This window comes from Burkholderia sp. AW33-5 (assembly GCF_053427615.1).
Genome location: NZ_JBSAXA010000032.1, coordinates 13,083 through 30,313 on the forward strand (window position 1 = coordinate 13,083; position 17,231 = coordinate 30,313).

A 17,231-nucleotide genomic window follows, 5' to 3' on the forward strand; every position below is an offset into this window, starting at 1 on the left:
TGCCCTGCAGGCGATTTCGGGCATTCGCATGTACGTTCCATATGCAAGCAGCCCCTAGTAATCCGAATAAAGCCGCACCGGCGTCGGCGTGACGAGCCAGCTGCGCTCCGCGCGTGCGTCGAACGCATAGCGCAGGTACACGAGCGCCGAACTCGGCGCATAGTCGTGCGACCGGTCGACGTGCAGTTGCGCGCCGACGCTCAGGTGCGGATTCACGCGATATTCGACGATGCCGTTCACGCCGTACGAGAACGACACGCCGCGCGTCGAACTGCCGGCGTAGACGAGCCCCGCCGCCTCCTGCGCGGCGCGCTGGTTCGCGAAGGTCGGGTAGAACAGCGAATCCTTTTCGTAGCTGTTCGAGATCCCGGCCGTGACGGTCAGGTCCCACGACAGCGCGTCGCGCCGCCCGGCCCACTCGATCGGCACGCCGAGCGACAGGTAGCGCTGCGGGCTGTAGTAACCGCCCTGCCCGTACGTGTAGTAACGCAGGTTCTGCGCGTAGTGCCACGCGTTGCCGACGAGCCCCGTGCTCACCTTCATCGTCGCGCGTTCGTACACGGGCACCGTGAAGCCGGAGCGCAGCGTGACTTCCGCGTTGCGCTCGACGTTGCGGCCGGACAGCACGCCCGCGCCGAGTTCGGCGAACAGGTTCACGCGCCCGACGTCGACCGCCGCGCGCAGGTTCACGCCATCGCGACGCACACCGCCCCATACGGCCCCGGTCCACGGATCGCGCATCCCCGCATACGACAGCACGCTGCTCGTCTCCGGCCGGCGCGACGCGTTCACGGTGAAGCTCGCCGGCCCCGCGTCGAAGCGGTAGCGTACGCCGCCGACCAGGTAATGCACCGGGAAGCCGAGCGGCGACGTGCCGAGGTCGACGCGCCATGCGTCCGTGCGATAGCCGGCGCCGAGCGCGACGCCCGTCATCGGCTGATGCAGGTCGCCGGGCGGATGCGCGATCGACGCGGCGGCCGACGGATTCGCGGCGAACGGCGCGGGCAGCCCGATCGGCGTGTTGAGCGCCGCGTAGGTCCCGAACGTCTTCAGCGAATACGCGTTCGGGTCGCTCGTATCGAGCGTGCCGGCGTCCAGATGCACGGTGTCGAGCTGCAGGAACGCATGCCCGTCGTAGCGCACCGGCATCTGCACGTAGATCGGCACCTGCTGCGCGCGGTACGCGGAAATCCCTTCGTCGCCGGACTTGTACGCGGGCAGCCAGCCGATCTCGATCTCGGGATCGCGCCGCTGCGCGAGATCCGCGAACGCGGCCTGCGCGGGCGTGCGACCGTCGCGGCCGGGGCTCACGCCGCTCGTGCGCTCCTGCGACAGCGACAGCCGGTACAGCGATGCGGCATCGTCGTAGCGGCCCTGCGCCTCGGCCACGCGCCCCGCCGCGACCGTCACGTCGGCACGCGCCGGGTACGCGGCCTGCAGCGGGTCGATCACCTGCGCGGCTTCGTCGGGGCGGCGCAGCGCGTTCAGCCGGCGCACGACCGACAGCCGCGTATCGACGTCGTCGTCCGGCGTGCGCGCGAGCACGGCCTGCACGCGTGCGAGCGCGGCCGCGCGGTGGCCGCTGTCCTCGTCGATGCGCGCGAGCGCGAGCTGCGTATCGGCATCGTCCGGCGTGCGCGCGACGACCGGCGCGAGCGCGTCGCGTGCCGCGTCGTAACGGCCCTGCGCGCGTTCGAGGTCGGCCAGTTCGAGTGCGTAGCGCTTGTCCGCGCGGCCGGCCGGGCTCGCCCGGTCGAGCAGCGTGCGGGCGCGCGCATAGTCCCGTTGCGCGATCGCGTCGTCCGTCTGCCGCAGCACGAGCCGCAGCGACTGGTCCTCGATCCGCGCGGTCTGTGCCGGCGTCAGCGCCGGCTCGCGGCGCAGCGCGTCGAGCCACGCGGCGAGCGCGTCGTCGCGCCCCGCGCTGCCGAGCAGGTCGCCGTAGCGCAGCCGCACGTCGGGATCGGCCTCGCGCGGATGCGCGGCGATCCAGTCGCGCAACGGCGCAAGGCCGCGCTCGGGCTCGCCCGCGTCGATCCACTGCGCGCCGATCGCGGCCAGCATGTCGGGATCGTCCGGCGCGCTCGCCTGCGCATGGGCGAGCGACGCGGCGAAGGCCGCACGATCGCCACGGCCGAGCGCGCCGCGCGCGCCGGCCAGCGAACCTTCCGCGTCGAGCTTGCGTGCGAGCGCACGCATGCCGTCCGAACGTTGCGCATCGTCGACGCCCGCGAGCGCGGCCTGCGCGCCCGCGATGTCGTCGAGCGAGTTGCGATACAGCGCGGTCGCATAGCGCATCTCGGGCGTGTCGCTTTGCGCAAGCCCGTCGTCCATCACCGTGCGGCCGAGCTGCGGCAGCCCCATGTCGCGATACAGCCGCGCAAGCGCGAAGCGCGTCCACGGCGCATCGGGCGCGGCGCGCACCGCCGCTTCGTAGCGTTGTGCGGCCGGCCCGCGTTCGCCCTTGTCCGCCAGCGCGCGCGCCTCGCTCGCGAGCAGGTCGGCGCGCAGCCCGTCGAGCGCGTGGCGATCGTCGCGGCCCGTCACGCGGCTCTGCAGCGCGTCGAGCAGCGGGCCGATGCGATCCGCGCGGCCGGTGTTCTCGTACAGCGTCGCCGTGCCGCGCACCGCCGACAGGTTCGGCGAACGTGCGGCCAGCAGTTCGCGCAGCAACGGCTCCGCGCGCGCCCAGTCGCGCTGCGCGAGCAGCGCATCGGCAAGCTGAAGCTTCGCGTCCGGGCTGTCGGGCTGCATCGCGAGCGCGGCGCGCGCCGCGCGCTCGGCATCCTGCGGCCGTCCGGCCGACGCCGCCGCGCGCCCTTGCGCGATCAGCCCCCAGAACTGCGCGGTGCGCGCGAGGCTCTGCCACTTGCCGCGCTGGTCGGTCGACAGCGCCGCGGCGCGCGTGAACAGCGCGCGCGCTTCGTCGTGCCGGCCTTCGCGCAGGCGCAGCAGGCCGAGCCCGCCGACCGCATCGGCATCACCCGCGCGCGCCTGCGCGGCGCGCGCAAGCAGCGGATCGGCGCCGCTCAGATCGCCGCGCGCGAGCGCCTGCAAGCCACGCTGCTGCGCGATGTAGCCCGGATCGCGCTCGAGCAGCCGCTGCGCGTCGCGCTGCCGCTCGAGTGCGGCGGCGCGATCACGGAATTCGGTGTCGTCCGGCACGAGCGCGAGATAGGCACGCAACGCGTCGAGATAGGCGGGATCGGTGCCGGCGGACTGCAGCACGCGCCGCCACACGGCCATCGCTTCCGTATGGTCGGCGTCGGGCCGCTTCGCGAGCGACCACGCGATGCGGTTCGCCTCCGCACGCGTGTCGTCGCGCTGGTTCAGGAGCCGCGCGAGCGCCAGCGCCGCGTTCGAATCCTGCGGGTCGGCCGCGACCGCGCGGCGCAGCGCGGCGACCGCCGGTTCGCGGCCGCCCGGCGCGTTCGCGACGATCTGGTAATACTCGGCGCCCAGCGCACCGGACGGCGCGCCGTTCGGAAACAGCGCGACGATCCGGCGGGCCGCCTCGTCGGCGCGGCCGCTGCGCGCGAGCAGCCGGATCTGCGCCATCTCGCCGCGGCCGCTCGTCGCGACGCGGTATTCGTCGGCCGCGCGGCGCGTGTCGGGCGCCGCGGGCGTGCGTGCCTGCAGGCGCGCCAGCGTGGCCTGCGCGCCTTGCGCGTCGCCGAGCCGCAGCAGCACGCGCACCTGCTCCGCGAGCAGTTCGGAATCGTCCGGCGCGATCAGGAGCCCCTTGCGCAGTGCGTCGCGCGCGAGGTCGTCGCGATGCTTGGCGCCCCACATGCGGGCGGTCGCGAGCTGACGCCGCGCGTCGGGCGACGTGGCCGAGGCCGAGGCCGGCGCCGACACGGCATTCGGCGCGACGGGTTTCGTCGCCGCGACGGCGACGGTGGCCGGCGCCGCCGCGGAGACCGACGACGCGAGCCACGCAAGCCCCGCGACACGCCGCGCGCTTTGCTTCATCGGGCCGCGCATGAACGGCCCTCCCAGCGCGCATCGAGCGACCCGTCCGCGCCGAACCGGTAACGGCCCTCGCGCCAGCCGAGGCCGAACAGCGTCAGCACGCTCGTGTAATAGCCGGGCGCCGACTGGCGCGCGAGCGCGTCGACACGGGCCGCCTGCGCATCGGCGAGCGCATGCTGGCCGCGCGCGTCGAGGAACGGCACGGCCGCCGCCGAGAAGCCGCCGTTGCCGTCGTTCGGCCCCGCGACGCCGGTCGTCGTATCGACCTTCTCCGGCGGCGCGCCATGCGCGGCGATGTAATCGGCGAACGGCGCGAAGCGCGCGAGCAGCGGCGCGGCGAGCGGATCGGCGCGATCGAGCATGCCGGCCCACAAATACACGCGTATCGCGTTGTACGCGCTTTCCGCGTGGGTCTGCGGATCGGGCGCGAAGCCGGCGCCGGCGCGATACAACGCCCAGTCCGGCGCAAACCCCTTGGGCGCGGTGTCGAGCAGCACGCGGCCGGTGCTGGCCGCGAGCGCGGCCCAGCGGCGATCGTCCGGCAGCCGCGCGGCGAGCCCGCGGATCACCTGCGGCGGCGAATAGCTCGGGTTCACGCGCCATCGACCGTCGGCCAGCTTGAATCCGGTCGGTCCGGGCAGCAGCGTGAGGCCGAGGCCCGGCACGCTGGCCGTCTCGTCGTCGAGCACGCGCTTCGCGAGCAGCGCGCCGCGCGCCGTATAGCTGCGCTCGCGCCACAGCCGTCCGGCTTCGACGAGCGTGTACGCGATCCACAAGTCGGCATCGGACGCCGCGTTCGCGTCGAGCACGCGCCACGCGCCGTCCGGCGCGCGGCCCCACAGCCACGCCGGCAGACGGGCGCTCAGGTCGCCCTGCGCGAGGTTGTTCTCGGTCCATGCGAGGATCGTGTCGAACGTGCGCCGGTCGTTCGCGACGAGCGCGAAGAACAGTCCATACGCCTGCCCCTCCGATACCGTGCGCGAATCCGTCGAGCCGACGTCGATCACCCGGCCGTCGGCCGACACGAAATCGCGCTTGAACGCGTCCCAGCGCGGCCACGCCGCGCCGCACCGCGCGTCGGCCGCGCCGCCTTGCGCGGCCTGCGCGCGCCCGGCGGCGCCGGCCGCCGCGCACACGGCCGCGACGGCCAGCACGAGCGTCGTGCCGACCCGCCGCGCCGGCTGCGCTGCCCGTCGCCTTGCGAATGCCCACGCCATCCGTTACATCCCCCGTCGGCGCGCGGCGATTCTCTGCAGCACGCTGAACACGCCGAGCGCGAGCAGCAGCCCCGCGACGACGCCGACCACGCCGAGCACCACCGGGTGCCGCGCCGCTTGCGTCCAGACGCGCGCGTACCACGGCACGAAGCCGACCACGTACGGCTCGCCGACGCGCAGGCTGTCGACCTGCCCCGGCCGCACCAGCGCGAGGTCGCCCTGCAGCTGCGACACGAGGCCCGGCTTCTCGAACACGTCGAGCAGATCGGCCAGACGCGCCTGGTCGGTCGCCGTCAGCGCCACGACGCTGCGGCCATGGCTGCCCGGCAGCTCGAACCCGGCCAGCGCCGCGAGCGAGCCCGTCTGTTCGATATGCGCGCCGCCGTCGGCCATGCCGACGCCGTTGCGCCAACGCTCCTTCACCGAGAACGCGACACGCGTCGCGCCCGTGCCGGCCTGCTGGTCGATCGACAGCGGCAACGCCGCGCGCCAGTGCGACAGCAGCGGCGACGCGGGCGAGCCGTCGATCACGAGCAGGTCCTTGCGGCCCGCGAGCCCGGCGACGTCGCCGGGCCGCGCGACCTGCACGCGCAGCGCCGGGAAGCCGGTCCACTGCCCCATGTGGCCGAGCATCGTCAGGTAGGCTTCCAGCTCCTGCGGCGACGGCCGGTCCGGCATCACGACCGCCGTCTGCGACAGGTCGGCGAAGCGCGTGAACGGGAAACCGCTGTTCGCGAAGAACGCGAGGTTCGGCAATTGCGCGTAATGGACGAAGTGCGAGAAGTCGATCGTCGAATCCGGATCGATCGCCGCGCGCTGCGGCTCGGTCGCGGTGCTCGAGCAGAGCCCCGTCTTCTGCGAATCGAGCGTGAAGCGGAACTGCAGCTGGTTGCCGCTGCCGACGCGGAACGCCGGAATGTCGACATCGCTCGTCACGCGCCCTTCCGGCACCGACAGCAGCGGCAGCTGCATGCGCCCGCGCGCGTCTTCCGCATGGGTCGGCCCGAGCCGGTACGACTTCACGAGCTGTTCGTTGATCTCGACGGCGAGCGTCGAGTTGTCCTGCACGGTCGGCGCGGTGTAGCGATAGCGCAGCGTGATCGGCACGCCCGAGCCGTTCCACGAATGCAGATCGGCCGGCACGCGCAGGTTCAGCCGGATCGCGTCGGGCGACGTGCCGCGCACTTCGAGTTCGCGCGGATCCGACACCAATTCGCGGAACGTGATCGGCCGGTTCACCGGCAGCCAGCGCGGTGCGTCGTACGGCTTGCGCGGCGCGCCGAGATCCACGTGCGCGACCGTCGCGGCCGGGCCCGACAGCGCCGCGCGGCCGAGCACGAGCGCCGCGACCGCGTCGTCGACCTCGGCAGCCGTGCGGCCCGTCACGACCAGCAGCTTGCGGCCCGGCGCGGCCGGGTTGTCGGCGACGGCGAGCAGCGGGCCATTGACCGACGGCAGCGCGAGGCCGGCCGGCAAGGTCGCGGCCGTGCCGACCACCACCGCCTGGTCGTCGGCCGGGAGCGTCGCCGCCACCGGGAAGCGCGCCTGCCGGTAGTCGGCCAGCGCGCCGAACCACGACGCGAGCACGCCGGCGCTGCGCAGCGTCGCCGAGTCGGGCGACGCCGGCAGCACGAACGGCAGCCGCAGGAGCCCGTTGTCGCGCCGGTCGAAGAACGGCGCGGGCAGCAGCGCGAGATCGTTCGGCAGGCGCACCGGCGACTCGTCGAGGATCAGTTCGCTCGTCGGGCTCACGTCGGCCCACAGCGCCGAGCTCGACGGGTCCTCGCAGTGGTCGAGCGTGTAATGCGCGATCAGGCGCAGGCCGATCTGGTTGAAATCGGAGAAGTAGCGCGGATCGATCGGGATGTCCTGCGTGACCGTGCGGCCCGCGCGCGTCGCGTCGAACGGGACGGTCGCGACCACCTCGCCGTTCATCGAGACCTTCAGGTGCGACATCGGGAAGACCAGCGCCGGCGAATACGCGTAGGTCAGGCGCAGCCGCGCGCCGGTGACCACGCGGTCGAGCCGCACGCCCGCATTGATCGTGCGCGCGTCGTCGGCGCCGCGCAGGTGGACCGGATCGAACGCGCCGAGCGACGCGAACGGCAGGTGCACGGTCGTCGCGGGCTGGCCGGCGGCGCTCGGCACGGCCGCGCCGCTGGCGGACGCCGTCACGGCCGGGCTGCCGGCGGACGCCGAAGCGGCCGCGGCCGGCATCGGCGCGGCCGACAACGCGGCCGCGTGGAACGCGCCGAACGTGGCGAGCGACAGGACGAACAGCGACGCGGCCGGCTTCATGCGCGGCCCCGCTTCGTCAAGATCGTCCGGTCATCAAGCGCGCCACAACCGACGCGCGCAAAGCAGCTATGCCCGTGAGTGCACATCCCCACTGCTTCCCCTCAAAGTCTGGCCTGAATGCATTTATCGAAACGACGCGGCGAATCATTTTGCTGCCGATTCGTCGGACAGCGCGCACCGGGCACCGGCGCTCGCACATTCGTCACACTATCTCAAAATCAAGACAAAACTCGCCCTGATTCGTGCTGACGAAGCGAAAAACAACTCAATCCGGTCGGAAATGCTGCGCGTCGCGATGGAATGGCAAGAGTTACACCGTTGCTGCCGGCCGGACCGCCCGGCATACTGCCGGCGCTGCCGAACCGGCGGTCCGGCGCCCCGGGAAACCGGCCGGATGCCGGCGGCGGCCCGTTGCGGGCCGCCCGGAACGCGCTGCCGCGTGAGCGGCGCGTATGCTACCGCAAGCCCGGGCCGCGTGCTTGGCTTTCTTCATGAAAAACTGACTTGGATCAAATCGTCGACACCGCTACCCCGTCCTCCGACACGCTGCTGCGCATCATCGCCGCGCAGACCGAGATCGCGAAACTCGGCCTCGACCTCGGCAGCGTGATGGCTTACGTGACCGAGCAGGTGCCGCAGCTCACGGGCGCGAGCGGCGCGGCGGTCGAATTCGCAGAAGGCGACGACATGGTGTACCGCGCCGCGTCGGGCTCCGCCGCCGGGATGCTCGGGCTGCGGCTGCGCCGCTCGGGCAGCCTGTCCGGCCTGTGCGTGACGCGCGGCGAGCTGCTGCACTGCAAGGATTCGGAATCCGACCCGCGCGTCGACCGAGATGCGTGCCGCCGGGTCGGGCTGCGCTCGATGCTGGTGATGCCGCTCACCCACGCGGACACGACGGTCGGCGTGCTGAAGGTGATGTCGCCGGACATCGACGGTTTTTCAGCCGCCGATGCCGGGACGCTGCGGCTCACGGCCGACCTGATCGCCGCCGCGATGTTCCACGCGGCGCGCAACGAGGCCAACGAGTTGTACCTGCGCGCGACGCACGACGCGCTCACCGGCCTGCCGAACCGCGCGCTGTTCTACGACCGCCTGCGCCAGTCGATGCATACGGCGCTGCGCGCGAACGGCCGGCTCGGCATCCTCAACATCGACATGGACGGGCTCAAGCCGATCAACGACGGCTACGGCCACCGCGCGGGCGACGCCGCGCTGCGCGAGATCGCCGCGCGGATGCAGCGCGCCGTGCGGCGCTCGGATACGGTCGCGCGCGTGGGCGGCGACGAGTTCGCAGTGATCCTGCCGAACATCGGCAGCCGCGACGACGTCGATGCGCAACGCGCACGGCTCGCCCGGCAGGTCGGCGAGCCGTTCGAATTCGAAGGACATCCGCTGCGGCTCGGCGTCAGTGTCGGCGTCGCGATGCTGCCTGACGACGGCACCGACATGAACGCGCTGATCGAACGTGCGGACCAGGCGATGTACGCGGTGAAGCGCACGCGGACGCAGCGGGCGGCGCACGCGTAACCCGCTTGACCGGCCAGGGCCCCGGCCGTCCGGGCCGGTTACGGATGGTTAGCCGATCCGCGCCACCGCGATTGCAAAACCGACCACGATCCACTGCACGATCGCGACCAGCATACCGGCACGGCACAACCCGACCGCACCGCGCACACGCGCGTCGAGCGCGCGTCCGGCCTTGCCTGCGTCGATCCAGCCGAGGTCGGCAAGCGCGCGATCGAGTGCGGCCAGCCCGTCGTCGGCCGACGCCTCGCCCGATGCCGCGCGCGCGAGCGCGGCGAACAGCCGCCGGTCGATCTCGATGCGCACCGCGTACCACAGCGCGGCAATCCCCGACCCGGTGCTGATCACGGCCAGCAACACACGCGCGATCGTCGCCGGCGGCCAGCCCGCCGCGATCCACCAGCCCGCGCCGGCCGCAGCCAGCGCGGCCGCGATCGCCCACGCGCCGGCGTCGAGCGCCCCGCGCGCGGCGGCGATCCGGAACGGTGCGGACGGGTCGCGCATCACGCCGCTCCCGTCACGCGGCGACGGTCGATCCAGTCCTGCAGCACGGCCGCGCCGTCGTCCGACCATACCGCGCGCGGCCGCATCGCCCGTACCGCGGCAAGCGCGTCGCGCGCGTCGCCGAGCCCCCGCCGCGCGGCGAGCCAGGCAGCCGCGCACAGCACGCTGCGCCCGTAGCCGAGCGCACAGCAGATCAGCACGTCGCGCCCGTCGGCGTGCAGGCGTTCGAGCGCCGCAACGGCCGCCGCGAGCTGCGCCGCGGTGGGCGCGACGAGGTCGAGCTGCGGCACCGACGCATACGCGAGCGACGCGTCGGCCGCGGCCCAGCGCGGCATCTCGGCCGTCAGGTCGACGAGCGCGGTGAAGCCGTGGCGTCGCAGCTCGCGCGTGGTCGGTGTGCGGCCGATCGACACGCGCTCGTCGATCCGCGCCGGCGCCGGATGCCGGAACGTCCACACCCGCGAGTTGACGAACGCGCCGGCGATCGTCGGTGCGAGCAGCCAGCGGATGAACACCGGGAAACGGCCCGCGTCGTCCTTCTGGAACGCACCGGGCGCGCCGCGCCGGTAGATCCACGCGACGCACGCCAGCGCCAACGCGGCCCACCCGGCCGCCAACGCCCAGCCCGGTGCGCGCGACACGCAGCCAAGCGCCACCAGCGCGACCAGCGCCGCGCCGAGCGCATAGCGGCGGGCGAGCACGCGGCCGCCGGCGGACGGCGAGCCGGTCGCGCCCGGCAGTCGCCCCGCGGCGTCACGCAATGGAAACAGGAACAGCGCCAGGCAGCCGACGGCCGCACCGGTCGGCACGTCGATCGCGTGATGCTGGTAGGTCGTCAACACCGATACGCCGATCGCTGCGAACCATGGATGCAGCACGAGCCGAGCGACCGTGCCGCGCAACTGCTTCGCATAGACGGCCCACAGCACGACGAGCAGGCCGATGTGCAGCGACGGCGCCTGGTTGAACGGCTTGTCGAACCCCATCAGCAGCGTGAACAGCGCGCCGGCCACGCCGCCCGCGTCGGGCCGCTCGAAGCCGAAGCGCAGCGGCCACGCGACGAAGCACGCGACCGACACCAGTTGCACGGTCAACAGCCGCCTCACGTGATCGAGCAGATCGTCGCGGCGGGTCCAGAAGAAGAACGACAGCGCGTACAGCAGGTCGATCGACCAGTACGGCACGATGGTCCATGGCACGAACGGAATCGCATGTTCCCAGCCGAACGCGAAGGTCGGCACCACGGCCCGGCGCGCGGCGAGCCAGTTCGCGAAGCCGTACGAGGAAAAGAACACCGCGCCCATCGCCGCGAGCCAGCCGACGCGCAGCGCGAACGACGCGTCGTGCGCGCCGGCCGCCGACTCGGCGAGACCGTCTCCCGCGCCCGCGCCGCCGCCGAGCGCGCTCATGACGCGTCGACCCGCTGCGCGAGGCTGACCGTGAAGATGCCCATCTCGTCGATGCGCTGGTCGAGCTTGCGAAAGCCCGCGCGCGCGACGAGCTCGTCCATCTCGGCCTGCGAGCGGCGGCGCATCACCCAGGTCGCGTCGCCGCGATGATTGTTCAGCGCGCGTGCGATGAATTCGAGCTGCGGATGCCACGGTTGCCCGGTATAGACGAGATAGCCGCCCGGCGGCACCGCCTGCGCGAGCCCGCGCAGCGAGCGTTCGATCAGCGCGTTCTCGCCGAACAGTTCATACAGCCCCGACACGATCGCCAGCGTCGGACGCGGCTCGAGCGTCGCGAGCGACGCCTCGTCGAACGCGTCGCCGCGCTCGAAGCGCGCGATCGGCTCGAGACCGCGCTGCGCGATCAGCACGCGCCCGGCCTCGACGTTCGGCGGACTGTAGTCGCGCAGCGTGATGTCGTCGGGCGCCGCGCCGTCGCGTTCGGCGGCCGTTGCAATCGCGTCGAGCACGTAGCGGCCGTGCCCGGCCGCGATGTCGACGATCCGCACCGGTTCGCCGTGGCCGCGCAGCCGGCCGATCGCCGCACCGATCAGTTCCTGCAGATGCACCTTGCGCTGACGGATGCCGACCCAACCCGGCGAATCGAGATAGGTGCGGTCGATCAGCGCGCCGACGCCGAGCCGGCCCTGCGCGCGGTTGCGGTACACATAGTCGAGCGTCGAACCCGAATCGAAGCCGAGCCGCAGCCCGAGCGCGATGCCGTCCGACAGCGCGCCGCCGGCCTTCAGACCCGCCCGCGTGATCGCCCAGTACGCCCGTGCGAACGGGTTCGCGGGCGGGCGGCCGAGCGCCGCGTATTCGTCGTGGAATGCGCCGCGCCGGTCGGCGTCGGCCAGCGACACGCGCGGGCTCGGCGTATCGAACTCGCGCAGCACGAACGCGCGCAGCGGTGCGAGCGCCTGCGCGCGGTCGCGCTCGCCGAGCGTGTCGTGATAGAAGCCGGGCAGCACGATGCGCTCCTTGCGCGCGGCGCCGAGCCGCTCGAAGAAGCGGTCCTGCGGGCCGCGATGCACGACCCAGTCGGCGCCCGAGATCAGCAGCTGCGTCGGCACGGTGATCGCGGCCGCATCGGCGACGATCCGCTTCGCGGTGTCGTGCAGGTCGAGCAGCATGTTCACGGCGATCGGCCGCGTGATCAGCGGATCGGCCGCATAGCTGGCGATCCGTTCGGGATCGTGCGTGAGGAATTTCGGTTTCACGTAGCTGTTCACGTAGAACAGCCCGCGCAGCTTGTGCATCAGCCGCAGCCCCGGCCGTGCGAACGGTACGTAAAGCTTGATGTGGAACGCCGGCGACGCGACCACGAGGCAGCGGATCGACGGCGCGTAGTCGTGTACCCAGGTGGCGGCGAGCACCGCGCCAACGCTCTGGCCGACCACGGCCATGTCCTCGATCGCGATGCCGTGCATGTCGCGGATATGCTCGACGAAGGTCTGCAAGTCGCGCACCGACGCGGCCGCGCTCGGGCTGTAGCCGCGCGCGCCGGGTGAGCGGCCGTGGCCGCGCGCATCCCATGCGAAGAACGCGAAGTCCGGCAGGTCGAGCTCGTCGACGAGGTGCGCGACACGCGCCGAATGTTCGTGGCCGCGATGCAGCAGCACGATCGCGCCGCGGCAGCGCGGGCCCGTCGCGGGCCAGTGGCGATAGAACAGCGTTTCGCCGTCGTGCGTGATGAAGTCGGCCTCGCGGGCCGTGCGTGCGTTCATGCGATCTCTCTCGTTTCGTTATTCGAATCATGCGGCACCGCCCTCCGGCGCCGGTCCCACTACCGCCGTCAGCCGCCCGCTTCGGCGATCCCGGCCTGCACGCGCCGCACCACCGTCACGATCGACAGCACGATCAGCACGCGCCACAGCCATGCGGCGACGCTGCCGACCGGCAGACCGAAGCCGATCCACAGCGCGAACGCACCGAGCGCGAGCGCGCGGTCGCTCTTGCCGAACGGGCCGTCGTAGCGGCGCGTCGCGCCGGCGAGCGGGCCGATCAGCCCCGCGCATTCGACGATGACCGCCGTCAGCGCGAACAGCCAGACGTCCGCCGCGGCGAACGCCGAAATCGCGAGGAACGGCAGCACGAGCGCGACGTCGGACACGACGTCGCCAAGCTCGTTCAGGTACGCGCCGAGCGTGCTCTTCTGCCCGTGCTCGCGGGCGAGCATGCCGTCGATCGCGTTGAGCGCCATCCGCACGAACAGCCAGATCGGAATCAGCAGGAACAGCACGCGGGCGAACACGCCAAGCCCCGCGAGCGCGCCGACGACGATCGAACCGCCGGCCGCGAACAGCGTGACCTGGTTGGCGGTGACGCCGCGTTCGGCAAGCGAATCCGCGAACGGACGCAGACGATTCTGGAATTTCGGTTTGAGTGCGTAGAGGCTCATCGTTTTATTGATTCTTCACGTTCGGACACGTTTGCCGCTGCCCTGCCCCGGGCAGCACGCCCGTCGGCGTCGGCTTTCGACAGGTGGTCGTCATCGTCGCCGAGCGGCCCCGACGCGTCAAGCCGCGCGCCGCACCGGCCGCGCCGGGCAATCTGGTGTTTTCGACGGAAACTCGCGATAATCCGCTGGCCCACGAGCGCAGCAATTCATTCGAACTGTGACCGGGCGCTCGTGCAACAGCCGATTATCACGCCGTCGAACGGCGAATTCGCCGCGACGCAACACCCGCCGGCGCATCGTCCGATTATCGCGGCCCTGCGACAGGCAGCCACGAATTTGAAAAAACTTGAACAATGGCCGTCCGGCGCGCATCCTGCCGCGCCGGCATTCCGGGATTCCGCCCGCCGCCCATGCGCGGCCGCGCGGGCATGCATGCAGGAGGCGCCGCGCCGATGAACATCCTGAACATCTGGCAGCGCGATTTCCTGCTGTCGATCGTGCGGCTCGTCGCCGGTGCGTATCCGGTCTGGCATCAGGCGCCGCCTTCCCCGACGCAGAAGATCTACTTCTCGAACCATACGAGCCACATCGACACGCTCGCGATCCTCGCCGCGCTGCCGCGCGACGTGCGCGCGGTCGTGCGGCCCGTCGCCGCGCGCGACTACTGGGACAGCAGCAACGTGAAGCGTCACATCGCGCAGAAGCTGCTGAACGTCGTGCTGATCGACCGCCACCGCGAAAGCGGCGGCGACCCGTTGGACCCGGTGCGCGATGCACTGCGGCAAGGCCACTCGATCATCATCTTTCCGGAAGGCACGCGCGGCGCCGAAGTCTTGCCGCAGCCGTTCAGGAGCGGCCTGTTCCACCTCGCGACCGAGTTTCCGGAGGTCGCGCTCGCGCCAGTCTATCTCGAGAACCTGCAGCGCATCATGCCGAAGGGCGCGATCTGGCCCGTGCCGCTGATCTGCAAGGTGCACTTCGGCGCGAACGATGCGCTCGGTGCCGGCGAAGACAAACCGACCTTCCTCGCCCGCATGCGCGACGCGATCGTCGCGCTCGCGCCGCCGCAGCGGCCGGCCGGCTGAACGCGGCGCCCTCCTCTTCCTTTTCCGGACTTCTCCATGCGAACTCTCTTCTGGGAACTGGTCGCCGGCGTCACCGGCGTGCTGGTGCTCGCGACCGTGATCGGCGCGATCCTCGGCGCGCGCAGCGGCGGCACCAGCGCGACCATCGTCAACCTGAACCAGCGCATCCGCGCGTGGTGGGCGATGATCGCGATCATGGTCATCGCGATCGGCCTCGGCAACAACGTCACGTATCTGGTGTTCGCGCTGCTGTCGTACCTGACGCTGCGCGAATTCATCACGCTCACGCCGACGACCCCAAGCGACCACACGACGCTCTTCATCGCGTTCTTCGTCGCGATTCCGGTGCAGTACCTGCTGCTCGGGATCAACTGGTACGGGATGTATTCGATCTTCGTGCCGGTGCACCTGTTCTTCGCGATGTCGCTGGTGTCGGCGCTCACGCAGGACACGCGCGAATTCCTGAGCCGCAACGCGAAGATCAACTGGGCGCTGATGGTCTGCGTGTACGGGTTGAGCCATGCGCCGGCCGTGCTGATCCTCGACATCCCGCGCTACGCCGGGCAGAACGCGCTGCTGCTGTTCTTCTTCCTGTTCGTCGTGCAGATCAGCGACGTGCTGCAGTACGTGGTCGGCAAGCTGTGCGGGCGCCGCAAGATCGCGCCGCGCCTGTCGCCGTCGAAGACGGTCGAGGGCTTCGTCGGCGGCGGTCTGCTCGCGACGCTGTGCGGCGCATCGCTGTATCGCGTGACGCCGTTCAGCTTCGGCGCGGCGTTCGGGATCTCGCTCGCGATCGTGATCGCGGGCTTCGTCGGCGGCCTGGTGCTGTCGGCCGTGAAGCGCTCGCTCGGCACCAAGGACTGGGGCTCGATGATCGCGGGCCACGGCGGGATGCTCGATCGCGTCGACTCGATCTGCTTCGCGGCGCCGGTGTTCTTTCACCTCGTGCGCTACGTGTACGTGTGATACCGGGACGGCGGGACAGCGCGACGCCGTCCGGTCCCGATTACCGCACGCTCGATCTCACGCACAGCGCCGTCGACGACGGCGGCTCGACAGATCCAGGTTGTCGATTCGCCGAACCCGCGAATCGTCACGCCGGGTCGGGCAAGTCGATCGCCAGCAACGCCGAGCTGACCGACTTGCCGTGCGCGTCGAGCGCGAGCGAGCGCGTGACGCCCCCGCCGAGCGCATCGCGCAGCACGAAGTTGAACGCAGAAAGCGCCGGCAGTTCGTAGCGCACCACATCGCCGTGCACGATGCCTGCGAGCCATGCCTTCACCGCCGGCGCATCGAGATGCGCGCGCAGGTGTTCGTAGTGACGCGGATCGCGGCAGATGACCGACACGTTCAGCGTATTGCCCTTGTCGCCGGTGCGCGCATGCGCCAGTTCACGCAGTTGCATCATGCCTCCACGAATGAAAACGACGGCGTTACGTCCGTGCGCGGCAGCAGCACCGACTGCACCGCGATCACCTCGCGCGTCGACTTGAACGCGCCACCGCCGCCGGCCGGGCCGTTCGTATAAAGCGTCTCGACTTCGTTGCCGATCCGCGCGGCCTCGGCGGCGCTCGCCGCACGGCCGGCCACCCGCACGCGGACTTCGGCCGGCTCGCCGCGCACGGCAGGCGTCGCGTCGCCGTACAGCGAATCCACGCCGATCAGGTCGAAGCGCAGTTCGGTCGCGGCCACGCCGGTCAGCGCGAGCCGCTCGCGGACGATGTCGAGCGCGAGCCGCGCGCGCGCCAGCGCGCCCGGCCCACCGTACGAGATCTGCCCTTCGCCGATATGGCCGTCGACGTACGCGACCGACACCTTCAGCGTGTCGGTGCGCGCGCTGCCGCGCCCGCCCGTCACGCGCACGCGGTCCGGCGCCTCCTCCGCGACGGCCACGCGCGTGAAATCCGCGACGACGTCGGGCTGCAGGTAGCGCGCCGGATCGTGAATCTCGTACAGCAGCTGTTCCTTGCAGGTCGCCACGCTCACGCGGCCACCCGCGTGCGGCACCTTGGTGATCACGACCGAGCCGTCGGCCGCGACCTCGCCGATCGGGAATCCGAGCCGCGCGAGATTCGGCACGTCCTTGTAGCCGGGGTCGGCGAAATAGCCGCCCGTCACCTGCCCCGCGCATTCAAGCAGATGGCCGACGACCGTCGCGGCCCCGAGCGTGTCCCAGTCGTCCATTCGCCAGCCGAACGCGTGGATCAGCGGCGCGGCGAACAGCGACGGATCGGCGACGCGCCCGGTCAGCACGACGTCCGCGCCGGCCGCGAGCGCGTCGACGATCGGCGCGGCGCCGAGATACGCGTTCGCGGACACGATGCGATCGCGATACGCGGCGACCTCGTCGCCCGACTCCTCGAAACGGAACGCGCCGCGCAGCACGACGTCGAGCACGTCGTCGCCTTCGACCGCCGCGACCTTCAGCCCCGCGAGGCCGAGCGACTGCGCGATCCGCGCGGTGCGCCGCGCGGCCGCGCGCGGGTTCGCCGCGCCCATGTTCGACACGATCCGCACGCCCCTGGCCGCGGCCACCGGCAGCACGGCATGCATGCGCGCGTCGAGCAGCGGATCGTAGCCGAGCGACGGATCCTTGCGCCGCGCCTGCTGCGCGATCGCGATCGTGCGCTCGGCCAGGCATTCGAAGACGAAATAGTCGAGCTGCCCGTGCTCGGCCAGTTCGATCGCGGGTTCGATCCGGTCGCCCGAATAGCCGGCGCCCGCGCCGATGCGTACGCGCCGTTCGTGTGATGGCTTTGCTGTCATGTCGATACCGTGGTCC

13 protein-coding genes are annotated in these 17,231 nt (G+C 71.6%); 4 read left to right on the forward strand and 9 right to left on the reverse strand.

What is annotated here, in order from left to right; all coding sequences use genetic code 11:
- Window positions 1-54: 54 nt before the first annotated feature.
- The 3 genes from ACV22V_RS29965 to bcsB are packed head-to-tail and all read right to left on the reverse strand — an operon-like array spanning window position 55 to window position 7,487.
- Window positions 55-3,984: a cellulose synthase subunit BcsC-related outer membrane protein gene (locus ACV22V_RS29965; RefSeq protein WP_448016336.1), complete on the reverse strand. Its 3,930-nt coding sequence runs from the start codon at window positions 3,982-3,984 to the stop codon at window positions 55-57.
- The gene (gene bcsZ, locus ACV22V_RS29970) at window positions 3,969-5,189 is read right to left on the reverse strand and encodes a cellulose synthase complex periplasmic endoglucanase BcsZ (RefSeq protein WP_448016337.1); all 1,221 of its coding nucleotides are present in this window, start codon (window positions 5,187-5,189) and stop codon (window positions 3,969-3,971) included. The genes ACV22V_RS29965 and bcsZ overlap by 16 nt, the downstream gene beginning before the upstream one ends.
- A 3-nt stretch (window positions 5,190-5,192) precedes the next feature.
- Window positions 5,193-7,487, reverse strand: coding sequence for a cellulose biosynthesis cyclic di-GMP-binding regulatory protein BcsB (gene bcsB / locus ACV22V_RS29975; protein WP_448016338.1), 2,295 nt, complete (start codon window positions 7,485-7,487; stop codon window positions 5,193-5,195).
- A gap of 504 nt (window positions 7,488-7,991) precedes the next feature.
- On the opposite strand from bcsB, the gene ACV22V_RS29980 reads away from it, so the two are divergent.
- Window positions 7,992-9,014: a sensor domain-containing diguanylate cyclase gene (locus tag ACV22V_RS29980; protein ID WP_059700613.1), complete on the forward strand. Its 1,023-nt coding sequence runs from the start codon at window positions 7,992-7,994 to the stop codon at window positions 9,012-9,014.
- A 48-nt stretch (window positions 9,015-9,062) separates the two neighbouring features.
- On the opposite strand, the gene ACV22V_RS29985 is transcribed toward ACV22V_RS29980, so the two are convergent.
- The 4 genes from ACV22V_RS29985 to ACV22V_RS30000 all read right to left on the reverse strand — a co-directional run bounded on the left by ACV22V_RS29985 (window position 9,063) and on the right by ACV22V_RS30000 (window position 13,364).
- Window positions 9,063-9,515: a hypothetical protein gene (locus tag ACV22V_RS29985; RefSeq protein WP_448016340.1), complete on the reverse strand. Its 453-nt coding sequence runs from the start codon at window positions 9,513-9,515 to the stop codon at window positions 9,063-9,065.
- Window positions 9,515-10,924 carry a phosphatase PAP2/dual specificity phosphatase family protein gene (locus ACV22V_RS29990; RefSeq protein WP_448016342.1) on the reverse strand — a complete coding sequence of 470 codons (1,410 nt, stop codon included), beginning with the start codon at window positions 10,922-10,924 and terminating at the stop codon, window positions 9,515-9,517. Before ACV22V_RS29990 ends, ACV22V_RS29985 begins: the two co-directional genes overlap by 1 nt.
- The gene (locus ACV22V_RS29995) at window positions 10,921-12,690 is read right to left on the reverse strand and encodes a bifunctional alpha/beta hydrolase/class I SAM-dependent methyltransferase (RefSeq protein WP_448016343.1); all 1,770 of its coding nucleotides are present in this window, start codon (window positions 12,688-12,690) and stop codon (window positions 10,921-10,923) included. The genes ACV22V_RS29990 and ACV22V_RS29995 overlap by 4 nt, the downstream gene beginning before the upstream one ends.
- A 68-nt stretch (window positions 12,691-12,758) precedes the next feature.
- A complete protein-coding gene (locus tag ACV22V_RS30000) occupies window positions 12,759-13,364 on the reverse strand; it encodes a CDP-alcohol phosphatidyltransferase family protein (protein ID WP_059691206.1) in 606 nt (201 codons plus the stop codon).
- A gap of 83 nt (window positions 13,365-13,447) precedes the next feature.
- Between ACV22V_RS30000 and ACV22V_RS30005 the strand changes: the two genes are divergently transcribed.
- The 3 genes from ACV22V_RS30005 to ACV22V_RS30015 all read left to right on the forward strand — a co-directional run bounded on the left by ACV22V_RS30005 (window position 13,448) and on the right by ACV22V_RS30015 (window position 15,415).
- On the forward strand, window positions 13,448-13,585 hold the full coding sequence (locus ACV22V_RS30005) for a hypothetical protein (protein WP_448016344.1): 138 nt from the start codon (window positions 13,448-13,450) through the stop codon (window positions 13,583-13,585).
- A 231-nt stretch (window positions 13,586-13,816) separates the two neighbouring features.
- Window positions 13,817-14,449, forward strand: coding sequence for a lysophospholipid acyltransferase family protein (locus tag ACV22V_RS30010; RefSeq protein ID WP_448016345.1), 633 nt, complete (start codon window positions 13,817-13,819; stop codon window positions 14,447-14,449).
- A 36-nt stretch (window positions 14,450-14,485) separates the two neighbouring features.
- Complete coding sequence (locus ACV22V_RS30015) at window positions 14,486-15,415, forward strand: phosphatidate cytidylyltransferase (protein WP_059691205.1); 930 nt, start codon at window positions 14,486-14,488, stop codon at window positions 15,413-15,415.
- Between the two features lie 127 nt (window positions 15,416-15,542).
- Here the strand turns inward: ACV22V_RS30015 and ACV22V_RS30020 are convergent, their stop codons facing one another.
- Entirely contained in the window at window positions 15,543-15,854 is a 312-nt protein-coding gene (locus tag ACV22V_RS30020) for an AtuA-related protein (RefSeq protein ID WP_059691236.1), read from the reverse strand.
- Window positions 15,854-17,215 (reverse strand): acyclic terpene utilization AtuA family protein, encoded by a 1,362-nt coding sequence (locus tag ACV22V_RS30025; protein WP_448016348.1) that lies wholly within the window; start codon window positions 17,213-17,215, stop codon window positions 15,854-15,856. Before ACV22V_RS30025 ends, ACV22V_RS30020 begins: the two co-directional genes overlap by 1 nt.
- Window positions 17,216-17,231: the final 16 nt, after the last annotated feature.

Bases quoted from the DNA above. Each gene is read 5' to 3' on its own strand.
- ACV22V_RS29990 (WP_448016342.1), bottom strand. From the start codon at position 10,924: ATGAGCGCGCTCGGCGGCGGCGCGGGCGCGGGAGACGGTCTCGCCGAG.
- ACV22V_RS30015 (WP_059691205.1), top strand. From the start codon at position 14,486: ATGCGAACTCTCTTCTGGGAACTGGTCGCCGGCGTCACCGGCGTGCTG.
- ACV22V_RS29995 (WP_448016343.1), bottom strand. From the start codon at position 12,690: ATGAACGCACGCACGGCCCGCGAGGCCGACTTCATCACGCACGACGGC.
- ACV22V_RS29965 (WP_448016336.1), bottom strand. From the start codon at position 3,984: ATGCGCGGCCCGATGAAGCAAAGCGCGCGGCGTGTCGCGGGGCTTGCG.
- ACV22V_RS30025 (WP_448016348.1), bottom strand. From the start codon at position 17,215: ATGACAGCAAAGCCATCACACGAACGGCGCGTACGCATCGGCGCGGGC.
- ACV22V_RS30020 (WP_059691236.1), bottom strand. From the start codon at position 15,854: ATGCAACTGCGTGAACTGGCGCATGCGCGCACCGGCGACAAGGGCAAT.
- ACV22V_RS30000 (WP_059691206.1), bottom strand. From the start codon at position 13,364: ATGAGCCTCTACGCACTCAAACCGAAATTCCAGAATCGTCTGCGTCCG.
- bcsB (WP_448016338.1), bottom strand. From the start codon at position 7,487: ATGAAGCCGGCCGCGTCGCTGTTCGTCCTGTCGCTCGCCACGTTCGGC.
- ACV22V_RS29985 (WP_448016340.1), bottom strand. From the start codon at position 9,515: ATGCGCGACCCGTCCGCACCGTTCCGGATCGCCGCCGCGCGCGGGGCG.
- bcsZ (WP_448016337.1), bottom strand. From the start codon at position 5,189: ATGGCGTGGGCATTCGCAAGGCGACGGGCAGCGCAGCCGGCGCGGCGG.
- ACV22V_RS30010 (WP_448016345.1), top strand. From the start codon at position 13,817: ATGAACATCCTGAACATCTGGCAGCGCGATTTCCTGCTGTCGATCGTG.